The 26176-nt window shown below is 43.3% G+C and carries 25 protein-coding genes, 1 tRNA gene and 1 other annotated feature; of the genes, 13 read left to right on the top strand and 13 right to left on the bottom strand.

All coding sequences use genetic code 11. From position 1 onward, the window contains the following. The first annotated feature begins 337 nt into the window (after positions 1-337). Positions 338-1510: a WecB/TagA/CpsF family glycosyltransferase gene (locus XZ46_RS26160; RefSeq protein WP_006622637.1), complete on the top strand. Its 1173-nt coding sequence runs from the start codon at positions 338-340 to the stop codon at positions 1508-1510. A 310-nt stretch (positions 1511-1820) separates the two neighbouring features. Next, positions 1821-3050, top strand: a complete 1230-nt coding sequence (locus tag XZ46_RS26155) for a serine hydrolase (protein ID WP_008056183.1) — start codon at positions 1821-1823, stop codon at positions 3048-3050. Between the two features lie 27 nt (positions 3051-3077). Here the strand turns inward: XZ46_RS26155 and rplL are convergent, their stop codons facing one another. The 9 genes from rplL to glyQ all read right to left on the bottom strand — a co-directional run bounded on the left by rplL (position 3078) and on the right by glyQ (position 8497). Then, positions 3078-3482 (bottom strand): 50S ribosomal protein L7/L12, encoded by a 405-nt coding sequence (gene rplL, locus XZ46_RS26150; RefSeq protein ID WP_006622639.1) that lies wholly within the window; start codon positions 3480-3482, stop codon positions 3078-3080. A 47-nt stretch (positions 3483-3529) separates the two neighbouring features. Continuing rightward, positions 3530-4099 carry a 50S ribosomal protein L10 gene (rplJ, locus tag XZ46_RS26145; RefSeq protein ID WP_008056187.1) on the bottom strand — a complete coding sequence of 190 codons (570 nt, stop codon included), beginning with the start codon at positions 4097-4099 and terminating at the stop codon, positions 3530-3532. 60 nt (positions 4100-4159) lie between these two features. Continuing rightward, positions 4160-4332: a sequence feature (ribosomal protein L10 leader region), on the bottom strand. A gap of 185 nt (positions 4333-4517) precedes the next feature. Continuing rightward, positions 4518-5234 carry a 50S ribosomal protein L1 gene (rplA, locus tag XZ46_RS26140; RefSeq protein ID WP_006622642.1) on the bottom strand — a complete coding sequence of 239 codons (717 nt, stop codon included), beginning with the start codon at positions 5232-5234 and terminating at the stop codon, positions 4518-4520. A 96-nt stretch (positions 5235-5330) separates the two neighbouring features. After that, on the bottom strand, positions 5331-5756 hold the full coding sequence (gene rplK / locus XZ46_RS26135) for a 50S ribosomal protein L11 (RefSeq protein ID WP_006622643.1): 426 nt from the start codon (positions 5754-5756) through the stop codon (positions 5331-5333). Positions 5757-5759: 3 nt separating this feature from the next. Next, entirely contained in the window at positions 5760-6431 is a 672-nt protein-coding gene (nusG, locus tag XZ46_RS26130; protein WP_006622644.1) for a transcription termination/antitermination protein NusG, read from the bottom strand. Next, the gene (gene secE, locus XZ46_RS26125) at positions 6428-6652 is read right to left on the bottom strand and encodes a preprotein translocase subunit SecE (RefSeq protein ID WP_006622645.1); all 225 of its coding nucleotides are present in this window, start codon (positions 6650-6652) and stop codon (positions 6428-6430) included. The genes nusG and secE overlap by 4 nt, the downstream gene beginning before the upstream one ends. 205 nt (positions 6653-6857) lie before the next feature. After that, positions 6858-6930, bottom strand: a tRNA-Trp gene (locus XZ46_RS26120). Positions 6931-7048: 118 nt separating this feature from the next. Then, positions 7049-7435, bottom strand: a complete 387-nt coding sequence (gene rplS / locus XZ46_RS26115; protein ID WP_035760001.1) for a 50S ribosomal protein L19 — start codon at positions 7433-7435, stop codon at positions 7049-7051. A 180-nt stretch (positions 7436-7615) separates the two neighbouring features. Then, positions 7616-8497 (bottom strand): glycine--tRNA ligase subunit alpha, encoded by an 882-nt coding sequence (glyQ, locus tag XZ46_RS26110; RefSeq protein WP_035760003.1) that lies wholly within the window; start codon positions 8495-8497, stop codon positions 7616-7618. 151 nt (positions 8498-8648) lie between these two features. On the opposite strand from glyQ, the gene XZ46_RS26105 reads away from it, so the two are divergent. After that, complete coding sequence (locus XZ46_RS26105) at positions 8649-9119, top strand: hypothetical protein (RefSeq protein ID WP_048895314.1); 471 nt, start codon at positions 8649-8651, stop codon at positions 9117-9119. A 737-nt stretch (positions 9120-9856) separates the two neighbouring features. Here XZ46_RS26105 and XZ46_RS26095 read toward each other — a convergent pair. Both XZ46_RS26095 and XZ46_RS26090 read right to left on the bottom strand, forming a co-directional pair. Further along, positions 9857-11044 carry an RNA-guided endonuclease InsQ/TnpB family protein gene (locus XZ46_RS26095; protein ID WP_048895313.1) on the bottom strand — a complete coding sequence of 396 codons (1188 nt, stop codon included), beginning with the start codon at positions 11042-11044 and terminating at the stop codon, positions 9857-9859. Between the two features lie 80 nt (positions 11045-11124). Then, positions 11125-12717: a DUF2079 domain-containing protein gene (locus XZ46_RS26090; protein ID WP_008056160.1), complete on the bottom strand. Its 1593-nt coding sequence runs from the start codon at positions 12715-12717 to the stop codon at positions 11125-11127. 291 nt (positions 12718-13008) lie between these two features. On the opposite strand from XZ46_RS26090, the gene XZ46_RS26085 reads away from it, so the two are divergent. Next, positions 13009-14196 (top strand): histidine kinase, encoded by a 1188-nt coding sequence (locus XZ46_RS26085; protein WP_006622654.1) that lies wholly within the window; start codon positions 13009-13011, stop codon positions 14194-14196. Positions 14197-14433: 237 nt separating this feature from the next. On the opposite strand, the gene mutT is transcribed toward XZ46_RS26085, so the two are convergent. Together mutT and XZ46_RS26075 are read right to left on the bottom strand one after the other, a co-directional pair. Further along, positions 14434-14850 (bottom strand): 8-oxo-dGTP diphosphatase MutT, encoded by a 417-nt coding sequence (gene mutT / locus XZ46_RS26080; RefSeq protein ID WP_006622656.1) that lies wholly within the window; start codon positions 14848-14850, stop codon positions 14434-14436. A gap of 75 nt (positions 14851-14925) precedes the next feature. After that, complete coding sequence (locus tag XZ46_RS26075; protein WP_048895481.1) at positions 14926-15885, bottom strand: RNA polymerase sigma factor, RpoD/SigA family; 960 nt, start codon at positions 15883-15885, stop codon at positions 14926-14928. Positions 15886-16488: 603 nt separating this feature from the next. On the opposite strand from XZ46_RS26075, the gene XZ46_RS26070 reads away from it, so the two are divergent. The 9 genes from XZ46_RS26070 to XZ46_RS26035 all read left to right on the top strand — a co-directional run bounded on the left by XZ46_RS26070 (position 16489) and on the right by XZ46_RS26035 (position 26175). Next, positions 16489-17256: a proteasome-type protease gene (locus XZ46_RS26070; protein WP_008052815.1), complete on the top strand. Its 768-nt coding sequence runs from the start codon at positions 16489-16491 to the stop codon at positions 17254-17256. Positions 17257-17353: 97 nt separating this feature from the next. Next, positions 17354-18313, top strand: coding sequence for an ABC transporter permease (locus XZ46_RS26065; RefSeq protein WP_048895311.1), 960 nt, complete (start codon positions 17354-17356; stop codon positions 18311-18313). Positions 18314-18630: 317 nt separating this feature from the next. Next, positions 18631-19527 carry an ABC transporter permease gene (locus tag XZ46_RS26060; protein WP_048895310.1) on the top strand — a complete coding sequence of 299 codons (897 nt, stop codon included), beginning with the start codon at positions 18631-18633 and terminating at the stop codon, positions 19525-19527. Positions 19528-19627: 100 nt separating this feature from the next. Next, on the top strand, positions 19628-20269 hold the full coding sequence (locus XZ46_RS26055) for an alpha-ketoglutarate-dependent dioxygenase AlkB family protein (RefSeq protein ID WP_048895309.1): 642 nt from the start codon (positions 19628-19630) through the stop codon (positions 20267-20269). Between the two features lie 192 nt (positions 20270-20461). Then, positions 20462-20614 carry a hypothetical protein gene (locus tag XZ46_RS35655; RefSeq protein WP_006622663.1) on the top strand — a complete coding sequence of 51 codons (153 nt, stop codon included), beginning with the start codon at positions 20462-20464 and terminating at the stop codon, positions 20612-20614. Between the two features lie 96 nt (positions 20615-20710). After that, the gene (locus tag XZ46_RS26050; protein ID WP_006622664.1) at positions 20711-22417 is read left to right on the top strand and encodes a DUF262 domain-containing protein; all 1707 of its coding nucleotides are present in this window, start codon (positions 20711-20713) and stop codon (positions 22415-22417) included. After that, positions 22407-22619 (top strand): hypothetical protein, encoded by a 213-nt coding sequence (locus XZ46_RS26045; protein ID WP_006669003.1) that lies wholly within the window; start codon positions 22407-22409, stop codon positions 22617-22619. The genes XZ46_RS26050 and XZ46_RS26045 overlap by 11 nt, the downstream gene beginning before the upstream one ends. 349 nt (positions 22620-22968) lie before the next feature. Then, the gene (locus tag XZ46_RS26040; RefSeq protein ID WP_006669002.1) at positions 22969-25140 is read left to right on the top strand and encodes a dynamin family protein; all 2172 of its coding nucleotides are present in this window, start codon (positions 22969-22971) and stop codon (positions 25138-25140) included. Positions 25141-25179: 39 nt separating this feature from the next. Beyond that, a complete protein-coding gene (locus XZ46_RS26035; RefSeq protein ID WP_006669001.1) occupies positions 25180-26175 on the top strand; it encodes a P-loop NTPase family protein in 996 nt (331 codons plus the stop codon). Position 26176 lies beyond the last annotated feature (1 nt).

Here is a 26176-nt window from a genome sequence, read left to right as displayed (position 1 = left end):
CTCTGAACATTGGCGAAGCAAACATTACCCCGCAAGGGAGTCGGAGCCAACCATAGCTCCATGGAGGGGCAACCATACCCCTCCACCCCGCAAAGGGGTGCTGGCGGCGGTCAGCCGCTTGAGTCGGTTTTCCTCTCCGTGATCAATCACGGAGCTTCCAACCCTCCCAGGAGTTTTACGTGAAACTTAGTTAGCCAAAATATGCCGAGGTATTCGTGCTAAGTTTCATTCATTAAGTGTTACAGACAAGTCAGCCCACTGCAACCTAACAAAAACTCCATCAAAACCATCTATTATCTGGTTTTTGGTACAACTGTAAAAACACGGTACATATATCATGAACGAAGTTAAGTTATTCAATATATGTATTGACAATATTACCACCGAACAACTCCTAGAAGAACTTGGGAGACGTGGCGGTATTGTTTTCACTCCTAATGTCGATCACTTGATGCGATTGCAGAAAGACAAAGAGTTTTACGACATCTATAATAAGTCGGATTACCGCGTTTGTGATAGTCAGATTGTCTACTATGCTTCTCGGCTTTTAAACCAGCCTATTGCTGAAAAAATATCCGGCTCTGACCTATTTCCCGCCTTCTATAATTACTACCGAGATTGTGAAGAGATTAAGATATTTTTGCTCGGTGCTGCTGAAGGTGTAGCCGCTAGGGCGAAAGTTAAAATCAACGAAAAAGTCGGTCGTGAAATGGTGGTTGACTGCTACTCTCCACCCTTTGGTTTTGAAAAAGACGAGCTGGAATGTCAACGCATTGTCGATCGCATTAATCACTCAAAAGCCTCTGTTCTTGCTGTTGGGGTCGGCGCTCCCAAACAAGAAAAGTGGATTATGAAACATAAGGATAAACTTAACCATGCCAAAATCTTCTTAGCTATTGGCGCGACTATTGATTTTGAAGCCGGAGAAAAACCCCGTTCACCTCAGTGGATAAGTGAAGCAGGTCTGGAGTGGTTACACAGACTCGTATCTGAACCACTGCGCCTCTGGAAGCGCTATCTCATTGAAGATATGCCCTTTTTCCTGCTACTCATGCAACAAAAACTTAACCTTTATCATTCCCCCTTTAGCTCTTTGGGAGACATGGCTACCCCTCATTGGCAAATGCCTTTATTGGGACAAATGCTTGAGGATGCCGGTTTATTAGATGAACTTCAGGTGCAACGGGTGCTTCAAATTCAAGAGCAAAGGCACAATCTCCGCTTTGGTGAAATTGTCACAGATTTGGGTTGGCTACGTCAAGAAACCGTGGACTTTTTTGCCGAGCAGCTACCTCAAATTGGTGGGAGTCAACAAAGGCAACCTTTGGGTTATTACCTCAAACAGGCTATGCTTTTGGATGATCAACAAATTAACTTGATTTTGCTTGAACAACAGCAAAAATATCTCAGGTTTGGCGAACTTGCCGTCCAGAAACAATGGCTCAAGCAACAAACTGTTGATTCTATTCTGTCCTATCTCACCCGCCCACAGACCGAAATGCCGCTTTGAATCTACACCAATGTTAAGTTTTGTAACGAAAAATTAAGAAATGTTACAAAAAATTTCCTCTGGGGGAGGGGGGTTGCGTTTCGCGGGAGCTTGTGGTATCATTTTAGATAATGGGAATAGTGATAATTTTTAATTTTTTGCACAGATTACCATTATTTAACTTACTACCTTAATAGTATCATGAGTTCCCAGGACTTGTCAACCCCCGGCGCTAAATTACGAGGGCCATTTTTTAAAAATTGATGAAAAAATCAACTTTGAATTTTCTTTTTCTATGGTAGCGATCGCCTTGGGTTAAGGTATGGTATGTATGCAGGTCAATGCTGAGAAAATGGTTTATATTCGCCGACGGGGACACTCCTATAAAAAAAATCGGATTATGGGTAATGTAAAGCCTCTGCCAAGGTTACGGTATGATCGGCTGTTATTGCTAATGATAGTAACGATCGCTTTGGGGTGGGGTATGCTGTCGATAGTCAGGTCCCTAGTGTTGAAACTCTCAACCGCCAAAGTAGATCAAATCTCATCAACAGAACCAATAAAAACCGGGTATAATGTGCAGTCAGCACCCAACTGGGATAGTAAAGCACAACTACAGGCGATCGTCAATGAAACAGTAGCGATCGCCAAAAACAAAGGATTCCCGACCGAAGCACTGTCGATCACCTTAGTAGATGTTAGCGATTCCGGCAAGCACTACAAAGCTGGATACAACAACCAAATTTTAAGGTTTCCCGCCAGCGTTGCCAAACTATTTTGGTTAGTCGGCTTTTTTGATCAAGTTGAACGTGGGTCAATTAGGGATGAATCTAAATTTCATGACCACCTCAACCAAATGATTCGCATTTCCGATAATCAATCAGCCAGTGAAATTGTAGATGCTATTACCCAAACCACTTCCGGGGAAGCCTTAACCGGAAAAGACTTAACAACCTGGCTAAACCAACGGAGTCAGATTAACAAATTCTTTGAACAAGCGGGTTATGCTGGAATTATTCTCAGCATGAAAAATTATCCCATCGACAACTCACAAGAAACACCCACAGGTAGAGATCTGCAATTAAAGCAAACTCGAGACCTAGTTAATGGAAACCAGATCACCACAGACCAGGCGGCGCGGCTAATGTATGAAATTTACACCCAGCAAGCCGTTTCTCCCATAGCCAGCACCAAAATGGCTTACCTTCTCACCCGAGATCTAAATTCCGAGACTTGGGACGAAAGCGATCGCCACTTTATCGAAGGATTTTTAGGTCAATCATTACCCACAGACATTTATTTTGGTTCCAAAGTTGGTTATACCAGCCACTCACGCCAAGAAGTGATTTTTGTAAGAACCCTAGATGATCAGACCATTTATATTCTGGCAATTTTCGCCAATGATCCCGCCTACTCTCAAGATCAAGACATCTTTCCTCAAATGTCCCGCCACATTTTTGATCGCCTCAATAGAGCCTCCCAAAACCTGACCCCCAAAGAAGTCAGCGTTTTTAACTCCACCACCGAACCCAGTCAACTAAAAAAACCCTCCCTGAATTAGGGGAGGGTCCTGTTCGCATTCAGAGAATTACTTAACTTCCACTTTAGCGCCAGCTTCTTCTAGTTGTTTCTTAATGCTTTCCGCATCTTCTTTGGTGGTAGCTTCCTTAATAGCTTTAGGAGCACTTTCTACCAAGTCTTTAGCTTCCTTCAGACCCAAACCGGTAATGCTACGAACTACTTTCAGAACCGCGATTTTCTTATCAGCGGGGAACTCAGTCAGAATCACATCAAACTCAGTTTTTTCTTCTTCCGCCGCCGCTTCCGCACCAGGAGCAGCCATACCAGGAGCAGCCATCATCATCATACCGCCGCCAGCAGAAGCCGAAGCATCAACGCCAAAAGCCTCCTCAATTTGCTTAACCAACTCAGATGCTTCTAACAGGCTCAAAGATTTGAGTTGTTCTAAAATTTGATCAGTTTTTTCAGACATGGGTTAACCCTCAACAAGTAATAAATAACAAACAATTGAAAAGCGATTTAAGCCGCCTGGGAATCGTCTTTTTCGGATACAGCCTTGATAGCGCGCACCAGAGAAGCCGGAACCTCTTTGATACCAACCGCCAGCTTCGTGGGAACTGCATTGACTCCAACCGCCACCTTCGTAGGAATAGAGTTGATCGCTCCCGCGATACGAGCCATGAGTTCTTCCTTGGTGGGAAGTTCTGTAATAGCTTTGATATCATCAGGACTCAAAGCGCGACCTTCCATCACCCCGCCGCGTAGCTCAGTTTTTTTGCTTTCCTTTTGAAAAGCCTGATACGCTTTAATCGCAGCACCAAAATCGTCTTGAATGAAGATAAACGCTGAACTACCGCTGAGGAATTTCTCCATCGGTTTCCAGTTGTCATCTCCTTCAACCGCTTTCTGCATCAAGGTGTTTTTCGTGACTTTGCAGACACTACCCGTTTCCCGAAGGCGGTTCCGCAAGTCAGTAATTTGGGAAACAGACAGCCCAGTGTAGTCAATCACCAAAGTCAGTTGAGCGGAGCTTAACTGCTTCTGGATATCTACAACAATGTTTTCCTTTTGGGCTAAGGTTCTTCCCATTCCTGTTGAACCTCCGTATTTGATGAACGCCCAATCCCTAATGGGTCAAACAGAAGACAAATTGGCATTAAAAAACCCGGAACTCACCAAGCCGGGTAAAGGAATAAAAATTATCCGTTAGAACTCAAGGCATAATTAGCCTTTAATTCACCGTTAAAATCTTTAATACCTTAACCTCGGCAGGATATTAAGCCAGTTGCGCCTGCTGTCTTCGGTTATCAGATCTTTAGAATTATAAGTGGGCTACAGTGCTTAATTGCACAATTAAACATTATTACACTATTCGTGTATGTTGTCAAGCAAAAAGTTATTTTCGGGGAAATCAGCAGCAGGGAGCAGGGATGAGTATATTTGAGTACCAACCTTCTCCCTGTCCACTTCTCGCCCGGAGTTTCTGTAGCCTACAGATTCCCTTTCCCTATGCAGCTTCCGCGATTTTCAGATCCCGCAAAGCATTGATATCTAACTGAATCGCTGGACCCATAGTGCTACAGACATAAACACTCCGCCAATAGCGACCCTTAGCCCCAGAGGGACGGTTACGGTCAATACATTCTTGTAACGCCGACAGGTTAACCAGCAGGTCTTCCGCTGAGAAAGATACCTTTCCAAACATCACGTGGACAATCCCGGTGCGATCGCTCCGAAACTCCAGTTTTCCTGCCTTAAATTCAGCGATCGCCTGAGTTAAATCCATAGTCACCGTACCACCCTTGGGGGAAGGCATCAAACCCTTTGGACCCAACAAACGACCCAACTTAGCCACCTGGGGCATCATATCCGGTGTAGCGATTAACTTGTCAAAATCCAGCATTCCTTTCTGAATTTCTGCGATCAGATCATCTGACCCCACCAAGTCCGCCCCGGCGCTTTGGGCTTCAGCCACCTTATCACCTTTAGCCAGAACAGCCACCCGCACCTCTTGTCCTGTTCCTTTCGGCAGTGTCACCGTTGTTCTCAGTTGCTGATCCGTATATTTCGGGTCAATACCAAGACGAATGTGGGCTTCTACCGACTCCGGGAACTTAGCCGTTGCCGTTTCCTTGAGTAGTTGCAGGCCCTCTAGGGGTTCATAAAGTCTATCTTCAACCTTTTGTTGAAGTTCTTTTAATCGACGCGATACTTTTTTTGGCATGATTTCCTCCTGGGGTCAATAACGAAGTTAAACTTCTCCCCCAATATGTCAATTCAACAATTGGGTTGGCTCAAATTTTTTTCTTAGCTACCTAAATTAATCCGCGACAGCAATACCCATATTACGGGCTGTCCCTTCCACAATTTTCATGGCAGCTTCCAAATCATTCGCATTCAGGTCCGGCATTTTCACCTCTGCGATTTCTCGCAACTGGCTGCGATTAATTGTTCCCACTCGAACCCGGTTCGGTTCACCTGAACCTTTTTCAATTCCGGCCGCTTTCTTAATCAGCACTGACGCTGGCGGAGTTTTGAGGACAAAAGTAAAACTTCGATCTTCATAAACCGAAATCTCTACCGGAATCACCAAACCCACCTTATCCGCAGTTTTGGCGTTATACTCCTTGCAAAACATCATGATGTTCACCCCATGCTGACCCAAAGCTGGGCCGATGGGGGGAGCCGGGTTTGCTTTTCCCGCGTTAATTGCTAACTTGATAACTGCTACAACTTTCTTTGCCATTTGTTAGCCCTGCTTTTCAACCTGATTGAACTCCAATTCCACTGGCGTGTCTCGTCCAAAAATCGACAGTAAGGCCTTGAGCTTATTACGTTCCGGGCTCACTTCAATGACATCCCCTTCAAAGTCTTTGAACGGGCCAGATAGCACCAGGATATGATCCCCACTCGCCATCTCTACCTTCACAACAGCTTCCTGTTGCTGGGTTTGTCTGAAAATCCGATCAACTTCTGATGGACTTAATGGCAGGGGTTTAACATGGCCCCGCCCTCGCCCGGAGTGACGTTTCTGCTCTGCCCCGACAAAGTTAATCACATGAGGGGTATTTTTGACAACCTGCCAAGCCTCATCGTCAACATCCCACTGGTTGAACTCATTATTCCAGTTCAGTTTCATCTGGATTAACACATAGCCCGGAAATACTTTTTCCTGACTATGCTGGCGACTGCCATCCTTACGGAGTTTAATCGCCTGAGTCTGGGGAATCTCCACTTTGAGAATCCGGTCAGCCACATCCAGAGTTTGAACCCGTTGGTCTAAGTTCAGTTTCACCCGCTTTTCGCAGCCAGATGCTACCTGAACAGCATACCAGCGGACTTGTCCTGGCGCATATTCTGGCTCACTGTCTATTTCAGACATTACATTGAGTTGTTCTGACTCATCTGATCCAAAAGTCATCCAAATACCTGCCCCGACGACCAACGAAAGAAGTTATCTATTAAATAGATTAGTGTTGCTGAAAGCATTACCATTAACAAGACTCCCGCCGATTCACTCAGCAGTTGCTGGCGAGTAGGCCAGACCACCTTATCTAGTTCTTCCTTGGTTTCTTTCAAAAAACCACCAACACTAAACCCCTTCGGGACTTCCTGAATCCCTGCTTCTTCTTTCTTTGACACAGCTTTCCCCCTCGTGATTTTTAACTTAACAGTCGATTTTAACAACTGCGGCACGCTGGCTCAAACTACTTATTGTAACATCCTCAGTGCCATACTGAAACATTGCCCTAATACTTTTTGAGTTTTAGTTAATTGATGTCGCCCGCTTTCATTAGCCAAAACCAGGCTAACAAAAACTTAACCTGGTTGACTTTTGCTTAGTTAACGCGCCCTGAAGGACTTGAACCCTCGACATCAGGTTTTGGAGACCTGCGTTCTACCAACTGAACTAAGGACGCACCCTGCATGGGGCTTTTATGCCATAACCGCTCGCTAGTATAGCACGGTGTCTTGATAGATGCAAGTGCTTTTTGTGGAAATTTAAAGTTTTGGTCGCCAACCTTTACAGAAAGGGACTTAAAGAGGACGATCAAAACGCTGAGGAACTCGCGTCGCTTTCCCAACGCGATCGCGAAGATAGTACAATTTAGCCCGACGGACCTTCCCTCTCATGATTACCTTAATACTAGCAATCCGGGGTGAGTGGAGCAAGAACACCCGTTCTACCCCAACCCCCTGGAAAATACGACGGACGGTGATGGTTTCGTTGATACCACCATTACGCATAGCGATTACCGTCCCTTGATAGGGCTGAATCCTTTCCTTTCCACCTTCAGTGATTCTCACACCGACCTTCACCGTATCTCCTACATAGATTTTAGGGATACTTCCTTTTTGGACCTTGGTTTTGATACTCTCGATCTCTTCTTGCTCAATGGCGCGGATAATTTCCTGGGCTTGCATGGCAGTCGTTTCAAACTCACAATCTCTCATTATGACATCCTTTGGTCATTTTTTCAACCCAACCGACAAGGATTTTCCAGGATCACATCAACCCCTACCCCCTGCACCATGAAATTAACCCTAGGGAAGGGACAAGGCTGGACTTGTCTGTATACCTATCTGGCATGACTCGGAGGAATTTCAAGCCGCTTGAGGAGATTTGAGGAGGGGAAAACCCAGACCTTCTCGCTGTTCCAAATAACAGTGAGCCACCCGACGCGCCAGATTCCGAATTCTGCCAATATATCTAGTACGTTCAGTCACCGCAATTACCCCCCTAGCATCTAATAAATTGAAACTGTGGGAACACTTGAGGACGTAATCTAAACTCGGTAAAACTAAACCTTGCTCAATCAACTGTTCCGCTTCCTGTTCATACAACGAGAATAAATTAAACAGTAACTCGGGGTTAGATGCTTCAAAATTGTAGGTACATTGTTCTATTTCCCCCTGTAGATGAATATCACCATAGTTAATCTCATCAGTCCAAGCAATTTTGACAATAGCATCTACATTTTGCAAATACATCGCCAGCCTTTCTAATCCATAGGTGATTTCAATACAAACCGGACGACAATCAATTCCTCCACATTGTTGGAAGTAGGTAAACTGAGTAATTTCCATCCCATCTAACCACACTTCCCAGCCTACACCCCAAGCACCTAAAGTGGGTGACTCCCAGTTATCCTCGACAAACCTAATATCATGGTCTTCTGGATTGATTCCTAGTACCCGCAAAGAGTCTAAATAAATCTCTTGGATATTGTTGGGAGAAGGCTTGATTAGTACCTGATATTGATAATAATGTTGAAAGCGGTTAGGGTTCTCCCCATAACGTCCATCTGTAGGGCGGCGACAGGGTTCTATATACGCCACAGACCACGGTTCTGGACCGATCGCCCGTAGAAATGTATGATGGCTCATGGTTCCTGCCCCTTTTTCGGTATCATAGGGTTGGGCAATTAAACAACCGCGATCGCTCCAAAATTGGTTCAGGGTGGCAATAACTGATTGAAAGTTCACTGGTAAATTATTGATAACTAAGGTGTCCGCCACAATTCTATCAAATATCATCCTCATTATTTCACCCTTCCCAACTTCCCCCAACTGTCCCTCGACTATTGCTGCTTTGATGATAAGATGAGTCTGGCAACAATTATGGAGAGATAAAATTATGGCTGCTACACATTACTTGTCGGTTTGGAAAGGCTGTAAAATGCTGTGGCTGGCGGGATTATTAGCAACTTTTGCGAGTCCGGCTCATGGTCAAATCAACCCTGGTTTTTCTGAGGATATCATCCTGGCTCAGAATACTAGCAGCGATATAGTATGGCGCAGGCTAAATCAACAGGAAACCCGTGATACTATTGATGCCATACTTGGTAGCCCCATGGGTATCGCTGGATTAAATCAATTGGCGATCGAAGGCTTTATTGGCTTTGATTGTGGCAAAAGTTATTATCAGGATGTAGATGGTTTTCGCTGGCTACTTCAGGTTAATTGTCGGACACCTAGAGGGGTTTCTACTGCTGTGGCTTATGATGAAATTCGGGTGATTTTTAACTATTTTGAAGGGAGAATCGAGTCCTTTACTACTGAGCGACATGGCGGCGATTTGCCTACTGGTGCGCTCCGCTTGGATTGAATAATTGTATTATTTGACTTAGCGGCTAATACTATTAATAAATAAGCCGCAAATTGCTATATAACGCTCGTAAAACCCTCGGATGATACTATAGCTATCCTCGATGATGTGCGGTCAGACCAGCTAGATGCAAAGCCTGGGATACCCTCGGCGATTAACCGGGTTTCTCTTTTTGGCTAGTTTATTAATTTCTACTCAATAGGCGTATCTTAGGTAACACTAAATTTGGCAAAAATGGGCGGACTTAGTTAAGTTTAGCTAATGTATAGCTGGGGATAGTTTTGATTTTCGTAAGTTTGTTAAGAATTGAGAGTAACTGATATGCCAGAAAAATCCTGCCCCTGTTTTCCTGTGATCGCTAACCTGAGTACAGGTATAGGGAGAGTCTCGAAGAGGGTGGTTTGATGAGATTGATAGTCTTAGGTTTAGTGTGGTTTGGTTTATTGTCAGTGATGATAGTACCAGTGTCAGAGGCGGCGATATGTCGAATGATCGATAATCACCAGATATGTATAATTAGCCTTAAACGCAGCGCCAAATATCATTGGGAATATAGGGCGAAACTGAGTATTGAGCGGGGTAGCACAGGGAGAGTGGATTTATAATTGTCGCGATCGCCTCCGGGTAGATTCAGATGGAAAACAGGCGAAATTTGAACCCAACAGTTTTGGGGAGTATCTTTGTCGGACAGTTAACTATTGACACTCCCCGGCGTGAACGCACGGGGATTCTTTGTTCTACGACACGACTTGCTGATGCAGGATTTCTCCAACAACAGTAGAGGACTTGTCTCCCAAAGCGTTGCTCGGCTGCCCGAAAGTTCCGGTATGCCCTACCGTACTCAATCCTCGACTCCGAATATTTCTAGCTGCGTTTTCATCCCTATCCATTGAGCAACCACACTTACAAACGTGCGTTCTTGTGGATAGCGTTTTCGTCACAATTGCACCGCAGTTAGAGCATTCTTGGCTAGTGTATTGCGGATTTACCGCAACCGTTACTCTTTCAAAAACTTTAGCAAAGTATTCAAGCCAGACACGGAATTGATACCAAGATGCGTCGTTGATAGACTTAGCTAAACAATGATTCTGCACCATATTTTTAATTCTCAAATCTTCGTAGGCTATCAAGTCGTTTGACTGAACTACGCACCTTGCCAACTTCACAGCATGGTCTTTACGTTGCCTACTTATTTGGAGATAGTGTTTACCTAGAATCTGTCTAGCTTTGCCTCTGTTTTTTGAACCTTTAACCTTCTTCGATACGCGACGGTGACTACGTTTTAAGAGACGTTCGCCTTTTCTCAGGAATTTAGGATTTTCAACGGTGACTCCGTTTGAATCGGTGTAATACTCTTTCAGTCCAACGTCTAAGCCAATGGTATTGCCTGTCGGCGCTGTGTTTTCTTTCCTGTCAACGTTAATACAGAATTGAACGTACACACCATCAGCACGTTTCACCAGTCTTACCCGTTTGATCTGGCTGACTTGGTAAAAGTGTAAATCGCGTGTACCTTTGATTTTGAGTTTACCAATTCCTTTTTGATCTGTGAAAGTTATTGATTTTCTGTCGTCTGCAAGTTTCCACCCGGTTGATTTATATTCAACTGAGCGACAATCTTTCTGAAACTTCGGATACTCCTTTTTACCGGGAATCTTCTTCTTGCAGTTTTCATAGAATCGAGAGATAGCTGACCAAGCTCTTTCCGCACTGGCTTGTCTCCCTTGAGAATTGAGTTCGTCGGCAAATGGAAAAGTTGCTGCCAGCACCGCACAGTATTTGTTCAAATCGTACTTATTCTTTTGAGGATTATCCATCCAATAGCGCCAACAGCTATTGCGAAAAAACTGTGCTGTACGAATTGCCTCAGCTACTGCAATGAACTGACTTGGTTTTCCGTAGGTTTTGAACTCAAAAACTAGCATGGCTTTACCTCCTATCTTATGCTAACGCCATCAGCACAAAATATTCGATATTGCCACAAAAATTTACAATTAAAGCCGTCCTAGAAGGACGGGGTTTTAGACCCAGTTTCTTTATAACCTCTTGTCGAAATTATAACCTCTTGTCGAAATTCCCCCCAGGCTTCGATAGCATCAGGATTAGAAGTGACACCTCGGCGCATTAAAAGCAAGCCATTATGGAAATGCAAAATACCATATTCTTGAGTAGAAGTCAAGCGATCGGTAGTTTCGACGATCGCACGTAAAGCATCACGATCGCCACTAAAAGCGACCTGATAGCGTTGAAGTTGCCACAAATCAGCAATAATATAATCCATAGCCACCAACTGATCCTGATCATTGATTAATTGATACAGAGGGAAGCGTAAAACCTCGCGGCGACTGGACAGATGAGGAATTAAATAAGTAGTCCCCGCCACACTAGCATCTGGGGGAATTTGGGCTAAAAGCGATCGCATATTTTGAGACCTTGGCCATTGTTCATCCAAAGAAACATAAACCCAAGGTTGAATGGAATCAGGGATTAAAAAATACAGAGTTCGATTGGGATTAGAAGTTACCGTAAATATCAAAGACAGACAGATACAAGCTACCCAAAAACGTCGGAATTTGGGAGAGGGTAACTCAGCTTCGGGGGATTTTTCTTGTTGTTTAGACCACCACAAAATACTACCATAAAACAATCCGGGAACTACGGTCATAGCGTAGCGAATTGTAATAGCCAAAACGGACATTCCCTGAGCGGAAAATAACTTTAATAAAGGAAAGCCTGCAATCATCCAAGAACCGGGAGCGATCGCGGGAATGAAAGCCAAAGGCAACCATTGACCCAAAAGATATGTAACAGTACGACTAAAGGGAGTAAATAACTGCTGAATAAACCGCAAGGGATTACTAACCATTCCCCAAATAATTTGTAAAGTGGAGGCTTCATCTCCCTCGGCGTATTGACCAAACCGTTCCATCATGAACCGCTGGGAGATGTCCGCCGAAAACAAGGGCATAATCAGATTAGTTAAAACCAGCATATAACCGAAACTGAGAACACAGACAATCAAGCCACGGCGGGGGAATCTGTGGCTGAGAATCATATAAACTCCCACCCCAAATAAAACCACGCCCGCATCTTCTCGCACGCCTAAAATTAAAACGGACAATATCCAGAATAACCACCACCAACCCTTCTCCATAGCCAAGAGAAGAGTAAACACAAATAAAGGAATTTGGCTGACATCGTGAAAATTAGCTAAAGTAGGACCGATAACGGCATTAGCGCCATAAAAACTAACTACAATTAAGGCAGATAGAGGCGGTTCTAAATATTGTCTGGCTAGGAGGTAAAGAACTAAACCCGCAGCGGTGACCAAAGTTACCTGTAACACGCTGAGGGTGACAGGAGAGGGAAAGATTGCGTACAGGGGTAGCCATAGCAGTAAAGCGGGGGTAAAGTGTTGTCCGAGGCGGTGATAGGAAACGTTGGGGAACTGGCCTTGGTGGACAACATTAGTAGACAGGGCCGAAGATAGGGAACTCTGAAAAAAACGCCCGTGGATACCATTCCAGAAGACTTGGTTAAAAATGCCCTGGTCGTAGGAAGCATAAAAGGTGAAGTAGCGGTGCAGCAACAAAACCATACAGATGCCAAAAAAAGGCGATCGCACTACCTAGCAACAGTTTCAGGGACGGGTTTTTATGCCAGTTGACCAAGATAACCACTCCATCTTAATTAGCTCAAATGATTAATATCTCATATTTAGGGCAGGTAGGGGTCAACTTGATTAGCCATGATGTCAAATCACAGGCTAGAATCTAAAGCAGATATTAAATTGAGTCAACAAGTAAGCGCTAGTATCATCCTCTAGCCCTTCATATTCCAGCAGCAGTGTCGAATTGATCAGGTCTTTTGTCCCCCTTGAAAGTCATTCATGGAAGTCGGAACTACCCATAGCAAGACCAACTCTGAAGAATGCTTACAGCTTTTGCTGTTTGTCGATGGTCGCCCTAGCTCCAGAGAGCAAGTCCAACAAATATGTGAATATCTCGAAGTCCTTAAATCTGAGGACAGATTTGATTTGCAAATTATTGATGTGGGAGAGCAACCCTATCTAGCCGAACACTTTAAGTTAGTTGCGACCCCGGCTTTGGTCAAAATTCACCCCTCACCCCGACATATTCTAGCGGGTACTGATATTGTTAAGCAGCTTAATGAATTTTGGCTACGGTGGCAGCAATCTCTTGAAGACTATCGAAGTCAGCAGCCATTTGAGGTGAACGGTTCAGTTAAAAATTATCGCTCTGTTGCTGACCTGAACTATATTGCTGAACTGATCCGACTTAGTGATGAGGTGTTCCGCCTCAAGCAAGAAAAAGAACAATTGCAACAACAGGTAAGTTTTAAGGATCGCATTATTGAAATTTTGGCTCACGACCTCCGTAGTCCTTTGACCGCCGCCTCTCTGGCTTTGGAAACTTTGGAAAATAGCCAAATGGCGGGTGTGGCTAACTCTAAGAAATTTACACCGGCTCTCAAATCTCGCTTAATCCAACAAGCTCGTACTCATATCCGTCAGATCGATAGGATGATTACTAATATATTAAGGGCTGCAACGGGTCAGAGTTCTCGGTTACAACTGCAACCTTTGCCATTGTCACTGTTGGCATTTTTTCACGAGATACTACCAGAGTTTCATGATCAGTTACAGGCGAAATCTCTGGAACTCAAAACTGATTTACCCACTGATACCCCTTCTGTCTATGCCGATCGCGAACGGATTCGTCAAGTGATTGTGAATTTGTTGGATAATGCGATTAAATATACCCCAGAGGGCGGAACTATTTGGGTGTCTGTCTTGCATCGCACTACCCAAAAAATACAGGTCAGTATTTGTGACAGTGGCCCTGGTATCCCTGAAGAAAATCGCGATCGCATTTTTCAGGATCACTTCCGTCTCGAACGCGATGAGTCCCAGGATGGTTATGGTATTGGTTTATCTCTCTGTCAGAGAATTATCCATGCTCACTATGGTCAGATTTGGGTCAGTTCCACCTCTTCCACCGGCGGTAGCTGTTTTCACTTTACCCTACCTGTCTATGAAACTTACCCTAGCTTTTAAGTGGAATTGTTGATTTTTTGTTCAATTTTAACCCGAAAATTCCCGATTGGGGGGTTGACAGGGGCGGGGATTGGCGGTATAATATTGACAATACACTGAATAATTGAATATTGGCAAAAATAAAAAAAGTGCAACCATCCCATTATATAATAATAGTACCGCAACCCGTGCCAAAAAGCTACCCCTCCCCCAAAAAAAGCAAAAATTTTAACATTTCTTAATTTTCCGTTACAAAACTTAACAATGTAGCTGTCGGAGAGCGGTAATAATCTTCTGATTAGCTTGAGGAAAGGAAAACTGATCAATTTCTGCCAAAGTGACCCAGCGAATTTCTTGGCATTCTAGTGTTTGAGGTACTCCGTAGAGATGAGTACAGTTATAGACCTCAAGTGTAATCCGAAAATCGCTATAGGAGTGTTCAACAGTGATCAGATGGTCTTGGACAGCGATCGCAATACCAATTTCCTCATAAATTTCGCGTCGGATACAATCTTGGATAGTTTCACCGGGTTCAATTTTACCACCAGGAAACTCCCAAAGTCCGCCTATAGCACCTTGAGGAAGACGTTTATCAATCAAAATCTGTCCGTCATCGTTCCAGATCACAGCAACACCAATAGACTTATGGGGAAAAGCAGATAATAGTTGAGACATGAGAGATGGAGTGATAGTGAAAACAACTGGGGAAATGGTTGATTTCCCCAGAGTAGAATCAAAAGAAGTAGATTATTAACTAGCTAGGTAATCATTAACATCCTGCTTACGCTTACGAAGTTTAGTCAAAGCCTCCCGTTCAATCTGTCGGACTCGTTCACGACTGATATTAAGGCGATCGCCAATTTTAGCGAGAGTTAAAGTCTGTCCATCATCCAAACCAAAGCGCAGAGCTAAAACCTGTCGTTGCTGGTCAGTAAGATCAGTCATCAAAGATTCTAAATCTGATCGCAAAGAAGAATTAAGAGCAAACTCATCAGGGGAGTTGCTGGTATCTTCCAAAAGGTCAACCAATTCGGTATCCTGATTATCACCAACCCGCAGGTCCAGAGATAAAGGAAGACGTGATTTTTCGAGATACTCACGAATTTGCTTAGGAGTGAGATCCAACTCAGCAGCCAATTCATTCATAGTAGCTGCTCGGCCTAACTGTTGTGCAAGTTGACGCTGTGCCTTTTTGATTTTATTAAGTTTTTCTGTGATATGAATGGGCAAGCGAATAGTACGGCCTTTTTCAGCGATCGCGCGGGTAATTGCTTGTCGAATCCACCAATAGGCATAGGTAGAGAACCGATAACCCTTAGTAGGATCGAACTTTTCGACTCCGCGCTGCATCCCGATAGTACCTTCCTGAATGAGATCGAGCAGATCCACATTGCGCTTGATATACTTTTTGGCCACAGAGACCACCAGACGCAGATTAGCTTCTACCATCTTACGCTTGGCTAATTGACCCTGATGCAAGATATGTTGCAATTGTGCCACAGACAAGTTAACTAATTCGGCCCATTGAGCCTCAGTAGGTTCATAGCCTAATTGTTTAGCCAACTCATTGCGTTTTTCCTGCAATAAAGTTGCCTGTTGTACCTGTTTACCATAGACAATTTCTTGTTCATGGGTCAGCAGAGGAACACGACCAATTTCTCGCAGGTAGGCCCGCACCGAATCTGTGTCCGAGGTTTTAGCAGTTTTCATGGCATCTCCCCGATAGCTCTGACAAATTAAGCCCATAACTTGAACTGGAAATAAAAGCGACGGGCAATCACGCTTTTCTCCGATGTAGCAGCCAGGAACTAGAGCCGCCCAGCCTTTATCAACGCCAAGGCGTTTACATTACTCAACGTTATGTTACGAATGTTAACATTTATGAGACCAAATGACCATCCTTTTTTCGATTGAATTTTTCTAATTTGCCAAATCAATTGTTTTGAGGGTAGCCCGTAATCAATCCGGCAATTGCATCATGGAAAACAAAATCGGCTCAAGATCAGATAATTTTAGCCCCCTCCCCATATCCGTCCCAGGGAGTAGTCAGCCACAATACGCTGCATTGTTTCTAAGTTCGATAGTGAGGTATCGTCAGAAGTGACCAATAATTTTGAGTTTAAAGCCCCACCCTATAGGGGTGGCCAGCAATGAAATCTCAGCCAACTGGGTCTGTCTGTAAGGTGCGTCAGTTGTTGATTTTTCCGGTTTTCCGGTTATTTTTCTCAATCTGACGCACCCTACCAATCCTAATCATCCCCGTCTCCATGAAGCGCGGGGAATGTCAATATGCCGTTATCACTTCCTCCCCTTATGACCTACTGTCTCGGTATAATTACCTCCTCCGGCTTTGTAATGGCCGCCGACTCCCGCACCAACGCGGGAGTTGATTACATTTCTACCTATCGCAAACTATTTGATTTTTCTAATCCTGGGGAAAGGGTGATTTTACTCTCTACCGCCGGAAATCTATCTATCACCCAGGGAATTATCAGCACCCTGGAGAAAGACCTCAAATTTCACGACAATCAAAATCTCCATAACCTCGAATCCATGTATGATGTGGCTCGTTATGTGGGTGGTCAACTGCGGCGAATGCAAGAATTTGATGAAGCCTGGCTCAAAAAGCATAGCATTGATGCTAGTTGCACCTTACTGTTAGCTGGTCAGATTAAAGGTCAAGACCCCGCCCTATTCCTGATCTATAATCAAGGTAACTTCATCCATGCCACCAAGGACACCCCCTTCCTACAAATTGGAGAGACCAAATATGGTAAACCCATTTTAGATCGTACCCTCAGTTTTAATACCCAATTAGAGGCGGCGGCTAAATGCGCCCTTTTGTCTATTGACTCTACCATGAAGTCTAATATCTCTGTGGGTCCCCCTATCAATCTGGCTATGTATGAACGAGATACTTTTGTAATTGATAACTGGCTGCGTCTGCGTCTCGGAGACCCCTACCTAGCCAAAATTAGGAAAATGTGGGAAGACTCCCTTAAACAGGCTTTTGAACACATTCCCAATATCAACTGGCAACACCGGGAAGAGCAATCCTCTGAGGATATTCTGATTGACTAAGTTGGGAAAAATATCCCTCAGACAAGGTAAACCTCACCCCAGGCTTACCTTGTCGATATCACTCAATCTATCTGATTCATCATCAAACCCTTAACCGATGACTAGATATATTATTAATCGCCTATTAACTGCTATCCCTACTTTGATAGCTATCAGTGTTGTATTATTTCTAGTCTTGGCATTAGCCCCCGGCGACCCTATGGGAGAGTTCGCCTCTAACCCTTCTATTACGGCGGAAGTTCGCGAAAATATTAGGCGATCGCTTGGTTTAGATCAACCGATACTGATTCGGTATTTTAAGTGGGCTTGGTCATTTTTACAAGGGGATATGGGCTACTCTTTTACCAGCATAGTTCCTGTCAGTGAGCTAATTAGCCAACGACTACCAACCACCATCTGGATAGCTGGTTCTGCGTATATCTTAGCAGTCATTATCGCTTTTCCCTTGGGTATCATTTCCGCCATCAAGCGCTATTCACTATTTGACCAAGTAGCTACTACCTTCGCTTTTTTGGGATTCTCACTACCCCCCTTTTTTACGGGTCTGTTATTTATTATCATCTTTAGTGTGAATCTCAACTGGTTGCCGTTTATATATAATAGTAACCTACAGGTCACTAATTTATCTACATTATGGCAACAGATTCAACAGTCAATCATGCCAATTTCTGTATTAGCATTATTTCAGTCAGCCGTGTTAATGCGATTTATTAGGTCGGCTATCTTGGAGGAGTTAAACCGCGATTATGTCCGCACCGCACACGCTAAAGGATTACCTAATTTTCAGGTGATTAACTTTCATATCTTACGCAATGCTTTAATTCCTGTTATCACTTTAATGGCCTTAAATATCCCGGAAATTTTTACCGGCGCATTGGTTACAGAACAGGTGTTTAGAGTCCCCGGAATTGGCGCGCTTTTGGTCAATTCTATTTATCGTAGTGATACCCCAGTCGTCATGGGTATTACCTTTGTTTATGCGGTTTTGGTCGTGTTTTTTAACCTCATTGCTGATATACTCTATGGATTTTTAGACCCTCGAGTTCAGTATAAATAGTCCCGGATGATTGTTAAGTTATGTTAAGTTGTGTTAAGAATTGTAAAATTTTTTTTGGTGGGGGTTGGTGGCTTTTTGGCTTGACTTGTGATATCATTTTTAGATAATGGGAATAGTTGCAAAATTTTTATTTATGCAAATACTCCATTATGTAACAAATATGTCAATATACTATCATTAGCTCCCGGCACTTGTCAACCCTCAGCCATGATCTGGATGAACAATTTTTTTTTAATTGACGAAAACATCAACTTGATAAGATCAAATCAAGATTAATCAATGAATGGGCCCAAAATCAAACAAAAATCAAAGGCGATATGAATAATGATGTGTTGAAAACCCGCAGTGTATTGTTAGATATATGGGTGAGATTTCGTCGGGATAAAATGGCGGTAATTGGTAGCTGTGTGTTGCTACTGATTATAGTGTCTATTGTGTTGGGTCCGATGATTTATACGACACCAGCGGATCGGATTGATTTTGGTAATTCTGTGTTACCTCCTAGTTGGAATCATCCCTTTGGTACTAATGATTTAGGACAAGACCAATTAGCGAGGATTCTGAGGGGTGGACGCATTTCTTTAGCGGTGGGTTTGGCGGCGATGTTAGTGGCGATCGCTTTAGGAACTGCTGTAGGTGCGATCGCCGGATTTTATGGAGGGATTTTAGATAGTGTATTAATGCGATTCACGGATTTATTTTTAGCTTTACCGCAACTGCCGATTTTATTATTAGTAATTTACCTATTTCGGGAACCCATGAGAGCGATCGCCGGTTCAGAAGCGGGAATTTTCATCTTAATTGTATTAGTAGTCGGGGGACTTAATTGGATGTCTGTAGCGCGGTTGGTGAGGGCGAGTTTTTTGTCAACAAGAGAGATGGATTTTGTGATAGCAGCTAAGGCGATCGGGGCTAAACCTCACCGTTTAATTTTAGTTCATATTCTCCCGAATGTTCTGACTCCGATTATTGTCGCAGCGACCCTATCAGTAGGAACAGCAATTATCACGGAATCAACCCTAAGTTTTCTAGGGTTAGGATTTCCCCCGGATATTCCCACCTGGGGAAGGATGTTATATGATGCCCAAAACTACATAGAAACAGCCCCCCACATGGTTATATTCCCTGGTGCAGCTATTTTTTTAACAGTGATTAGTATCAACTATATTGGCGATGGATTACGAGATGCACTCGACCCAAAATCTCAGCTTTAATCCTGATAATTGGCAGCCGGAAAGCGGCGTTTATGCCCAAATATCGGTAATGAGAAAATAGCATTTCTAACTAATTAATTTTTGGGGGTAATATCAGCAAATGAGACTGTGGGATAATCAGCGAGATATCAGCCATCCTGGTTCAGTGAATGATTTAGACAAACAAGTGATTATTGATACTGATGGTTTGGTCATATTGTATGGCAATTTTTTGAAGTTGGCAGAAAGCGATCGCTTATTTGGGGAGTTGTATAAATCCATTAATTGGAGACAAGAACAGATTAAAATATTTGGGAAAATCAGACCCATACCGAGACTCACAGCTTGGTATGCAGATGAAGGTAAATCCTATACATATTCAGGGATCGAACATCATGCACAACCCTGGAACCCGACACTTAAATCAATCAAATCCCAGGTTGAAGATATAGCGGAAGTGACTTTTAATAGTGTTCTAATTAATCTGTATCGGGATGGAAAAGATAGTATGTCGTGGCATAGCGATGATGAACCAGAACTAGGGAAAAATCCGATAATCGCCTCAGTCAGCTTAGGGGGAACCCGTCGATTTGCTGGGAAGCACAAAATCAGCAAAGACCGGAAATTTAATATTGATTTAACCAGCGGTAGTTTGCTGTTAATGAAAGGGGAGACACAGCACTTTTGGCAACATCAAATCCCCAAAACTTCCCGGGTTGTGGAGCCGCGAATTAATTTAACTTTTAGAATGGTAAAATCATAGCGATTAAGATATTGGGGAGGCGATCGCCTTAGTCCCAAACCATCTCGCGCCCATCCCTCAGCTAGATTTGGGTGCTGATTTGGGCATGGGATATGAAAATTTAATTAAGAAATCCGGTTGCGGAGACTTGGGGGATATTTCGTGCTATAGTATTCGAGACAGTTTACCATTGAATATCATAGATAGATTGGCATGAACAAAAGCCAAGAAATACAGAGTATTATTGCCCAACGTCAACCTCTGGCCCCAAAGGTGGCAGACATCGAAACGGGTTTATCATCGCTGTATGGTTTGATTCAGAGTTGCGAACAAGAAGGCGATCGCTCCTATTTGTCAAATGGCTAAACCAGTAATTTAGTCGCAGTGCGATCGCTAACTTAAAGGGGATTGGAAATAACACCCCTGTGTTCTAGCCTATCCAGTAAATCTACCCTTACTCCAATGAAAGCCTCCGAAACCAAGCTACTCGCCTTTATTAAGAAGTCACCGCAGTTCGCCATCCCGATTTACCAGCGTACCTACTCATGGACAGAAAAAGAATGTCGGGAGTTGTGGAGTGACATCCTGCGTACTGGCTCCAATAATGAAATCACTTCTCACTTTTTCGGTTCTATTGTCTATATTGAAAAAGGACTTTATCAAGTCTCTAGTCAGTCTCCCCTCCTAGTTATTGACGGACAGCAACGCCTAACCACAGTAACATTAATAATTGCAGCCCTGGCGAATGCCCTGGGGGACACTGAACCCGTGGAAGGGTTTTCCCCGCGCAAATTGCGAAACTATTATTTGCTTAATCCAGAAGAGGATGGAGAAAAACACTATAAGCTGATTCTCTCGCAAACTGATAAATCTTCATTGATTGCCATTCTCGACCAAGACCAGCAGCCCAAAGACTCTTCTATCCGGGTTACACAAAATTTCAGTCTATTTGAGTCACTCATTAAGGAGTCTCAAAACCATCTGGAGACTATCTGTAAAGGATTAGCGAAATTACTGGTGGTAGATGTTGCCCTGAGCCGTGAACAGGACAATCCCCAACTGATTTTTGAGAGTATGAACTCCACGGGTCGTGAGTTAACCCAAGCAGACTTAATCCGTAATTACATTCTGATGGGACTTGAACCCGAACTTCAAACCAGGCTTTATGAGAAGTATTGGCGACTTATGGAAGTGGAGTTTGGACAGGAGGCTTATGGAGAACAATTCGATAGTTTTATTCGCCATTTTTTGACGGTAAAAACTGGTAGTATTCCTAAGCAAAGTGCCGTGTATGAAAAGTTTAAAACTTATTCAAGAGAGCCACAAGTTGCTCAAGCGGGTGTGGAGGCGTTGGTCAAGGATATTCATACCTTTGCTCGGTACTACTGTGCGATGGCTTTGGGTTATGAGCAGAACCCGGAACTTAAACTAGCCTTTCAAGACCTGCAAGAATTAAGGGTAGATGTAACTTACCCATTCCTCTTAGAGCTGTATCATGATTATGCTTCAGGTGAGTTGCCTATAACAGATTTTTTGCAAGCGGTTAGACTGGTGGAATCTTATGTTTTTCGCCGTGCGATTTGTGGTATTCCTGCTAATTCATTAAACAAAACTTTTGCTAACTTTACGAAAGCCATCAAAAAAGATCGCTATCTCGAAAGCATTCAGACTAATTTTCTGGTACTGCCGTCTTATCGACGGTTTCCTAATGATGATGAATTTAAGCGATCGCTGCAAACCAAAGACCTTTATAATGTTCGCCATTACAATTACTGGCTGCGACGGTTGGAAAATCACGATCGCAAAGAACGAGTAGCAGTAGATGAATACACCATTGAACATATTATGCCCCAGAATAAAAATCTTTCTCCTGCATGGAAGGATTCACTGGGTCCAGACTGGCAACGTATTCACAAAACTTATTTGCATACCCTGGGAAATCTAACCCTGACTGCATACAACTCGAAATATAGTGATAAATCCTTTCTTGAGAAGCGTGATATGGAAAAAGGCTTTAAAGAAAGTCCCTTGAAGTTGAATCAAGGGTTGGGACAGATTGAGCAGTGGGATGAAAATGCTATTCTCCAACGAGCAGAACGACTCTCTCAAATGGCGCTAGATGTTTGGATTGCGCCAAAATTAGAATATGATGTGCTTGATGGTGATTAACTTAACCCTCAGAAATCAGGTTACACGATACAAGATCACCCCTATAATTAATGACCCCAAGGCAATTTGCCGAGATGTATCCGGTGTGGGGCGATGGGGAAATGGGGATGTTGAACTTGGTATCAAATCTCTTGATGAATTGCCCTATGTTTTATGGTTGGTGAGGCAATCCCTAGAAAAACAAATGGGAGAATTAGAGTAGATGATTTAAACTCAGTATACGGGGGATTTGGTATCGGATATCTGGCGTGCTGTTGATGAAAGGTGAAATGCAGAACCTTTGGCAATATCAAATCCTCAAAACTTCCCAAGTTGTGTAACCCCGAATTAATTGAACTTTTAGAATGGTAAAATCATAGCGATTAAGATATTGGGGAGGCGATCGCCTTAGTCCCAAACAATCTCGCGCCCATCTCTCAACTAGATTTAGGTGCTGATTTCAGCATGGGATATGAAAATTTAATTAAGAAATCCGGTTTCGGAGACTTGGGGGATATTTTGTGCTATAGTATCCCGAAAAGTTTACCATTGAATATCATGGATAGATTGGCATGAACAAAAGCCAAGAAATACAGAGTATTATTGCCCAACGTCAACCTCTGGCCCAAAAGCTGGCAGACATCGAAACCGGTTTATCATCGCTGTATGGTTTGATTCAGAGTTGCGAACAAGAACGCGATCGCCAGCTTGAATATTGGTCGGGGAATACGGCAACCCAGGAAAAACTCCGAAATCTGGATTTTGCCCAATTTGAGCAAATTGCCCGTTCTTCTCTCGCATCATTGCACCGACTCCAGGGCAGATTTTCCCGCCAAACCCTTAATATTGGGGTGATTGGGCGCATGGGACAAGGGAAAAGCACCTTGTTGCAGAGTTTAAGTGGGCTGACAAATGACGTGATTCCGGCAATGCAGGGGAAGGCTTGCACGGCAGCGCGTAGCACCATTTTTCATCAACCCAGAAATTCCACCACCGCCGAAATTCAATTTCACGATCGCGAGTCTTTTTTAAAAGAGGTGATTATTCCCTACTACGAGAAACTCGGATTGACCCCCGTGCCGCGTTCTTTTGAAGAGTTTGCCCATAGCGAGATTCCCACTTTACCCACTAAGGCGGATCAAACGGACATTAACATTTATAACCGCTTGAAAGACGATTATCATATCCATGCTAAGAAATATCAAGAATACTTGGGGAGGGGTTCTTTAACTGTTCAAGACGAGTCACAGATTTCTGATTATGTAGCGTCAAAATATAATCGGGACTATCAACTAACTAACCATCAATGTTTGGCGGTTAAGCACGTTAAAATCTCTTGTCCGTTTCCCCTGGATGAAATAGGGGCGATCGCTCTAGTAGATGTTCCCGGTTTAGGGGATTTCCGCTTAGGAGATGAGAGTTTAGTGATTGAAGCCCTCGCTCAAGAAGTGGATTTTATTCTGTTTATTCGCAAACCTTCCAAAGACAGGGCAAACTTCGAGCAGAATGATACACAATTATATGCTTTGGCGAATAAAGCCTTAAACGATTTGCCCTCTCGGTCTATATTGGTACTGAATGCGGATAGCAATGGGGAAAATCAGGAAAGTTGCCTTTCTCTGAAACGGGATATTGATTCTGAAACGGTGAAAATGCCCGTGTTAGATTGTGTGATTGCTGACTGTTCTTCCCAGGAAGAAGCAAATAACAAAGTGCTTCAGGCGGTTCTGGATAATCTGCGATCGAATGTGACGCAACTAGACCGGAATTATACCCAACAAAAAATCACCGATTTGCAAGCCAGCCTCACCGAATTAAAGCAGCAATTGCAACTAGCCCAGGGAATCTTACCAGATATCGATGAAGATGAAATAGCCAATGAGTATGAGGATTTATTTGAGGAATTTTGGGAGAATATAACCAATGAAATGACCGATTTGCAAAAGGAACTGATTAAAACTCGCGAAGACCAAGATGAAAACCTAAAAACTCAAATTGAAACGGTACTGGAAGCCTGTCGGAAAGTGGAAATGCCGACGATTGAAGAAATAGAGAAACGTCGGAACCGACTGGAATCTTACGCCAGCACTTACAGTGAATATTTGATAGAAATGAGAACCAATCTATCGCTCAAATTCCTGGACATGGATAAAGGATTGAAAAAAACCATTGAACGCACCAAAAATAAAGTGGCTGCTGTTTTAGTGGAAAAATGCAATTTAGGTGGGCTGGCAAAAGTTAGTGGGGAAGAGTTTTTGGCGGAAGTTGCTAGTCAAATTCCCCCAGACTATACGGAACTGAAAAAAGGGTTTGAGATTCTCTCAGAATTTAATCTCTCTTATCGAGGATTAATTCAGCATCGGATTCGCTTGCAATTGGATCCGTTAACCCCGGATAAAACCGCAGGATTGAAAACAGAAGGTGTGAAGGCTCAAGATATTTTAGATACCTTAAACGAACTGTATCAACAAACAATTTACAATTGTGAAGATGCTTTGAAGGGATTTTTATCTGAACCGAGCCAAGCCTCTTTTGCTATAGTAGAAGAGTTTGCCGATCGCGTTCTCCGAGCCAAAAGCGCCAAGAAGGAATGGAAACGATTTTTGCGCCGCAAGCGGGGTCAGATTTGGGAAGATTTTGATAACCTGCAAAAACAAAGTAATGCCAGTCAAAAATGGTCAAGACTTTTAGAGTCTGCTTATGGTCATATCGATGACTTAGAAGCATCCTTAAATAATTTGTAGAACCATCAAAAAACCAGAGTAACTTTGTGAGGATAGTCAATGACATCTGTTTGGAAAAACCCATTTCGCCAGGAACTACAAAAGCTAAATGTCACCATGCTGGGGCCGGGTGGTGTAGGTAAAACTAGCTTACTAGCAGCCATGTATGACCAGTTTGATAACGTCAGTCAGGATTTACAACTGCTGGCTGTAGGACAAAGTAAATTTGAGTTAGATACAAGACTCAAAGAACTTAAAAGTATGGTGGAATCCAGCAGTAGTATTAAAGTGCAAGATGGGGTTAGCGGAACGAAAAGTAAACCCCGATCATTTAAGTTTGAGTTTGGACAAACCGGAACTGCTCCAGTTTTAGAAATTAATTTCCAAGATTATCCAGGAGGATGGTTAGAAGAAGATGAACACAAAAACAAGGTGAAAGACTTGATTCGAGACTCGGTAGCGGTGTTGATTCCTATTAATACCCCCCCTTTAATGGAAAGGGAGGGAAAATACCATGAGAAGTTTAATCAGCCAACCCAATTAAATGATCTGTTCAAAAATATCTACAAGGATTTAGATTCACCCCGTCTGGTAATCCTGGCACCGGTCAAATGTGAAAAATACATTAAAAACCCCCCAGAGTTATTTAGAAAGGTGAGAGAGGGTTATCAGAAAATGCTGAATCAGTTTGCCAGTGAGAACTTATTGCCAAAAGTGGCGGTGGCGATTACGCCAGTACAAACCGTTGGCAGTGTAGTATTTTCACGATTTGAAGAAATTGATGAACAGCCAATTTTTTACTATCGAAAACCACAGCCAACCGACCCCTATCAGCCGCAAAATACGGAAGTTCCTTTACGGTATCTATTGCGGTTTTTGCTGAAATTACATCTGGATAGGAGACGGGCTTCTATATTCACCATAATTCCCGATTTTTTGGGTCAACAGGTGGGGCTGTCAAATAATGAGCGGCTGATCAATGCGGTGAGTCGCTTTGCGGAACCGAGAAACGATGAAGCGGAGATTGTTCAAGGAATAGAGTGGTTGAAACTATAAG

Origin of the sequence: Limnospira indica PCC 8005, assembly GCF_000973065.1 — a bacterium.
Classification (GTDB): Bacteria; Cyanobacteriota; Cyanobacteriia; order Cyanobacteriales; family Microcoleaceae; genus Limnospira; species Limnospira fusiformis.
Note: the sequence above shows the minus strand (reverse complement) of the source record. Positions and strands in the feature narration are given on the sequence as shown.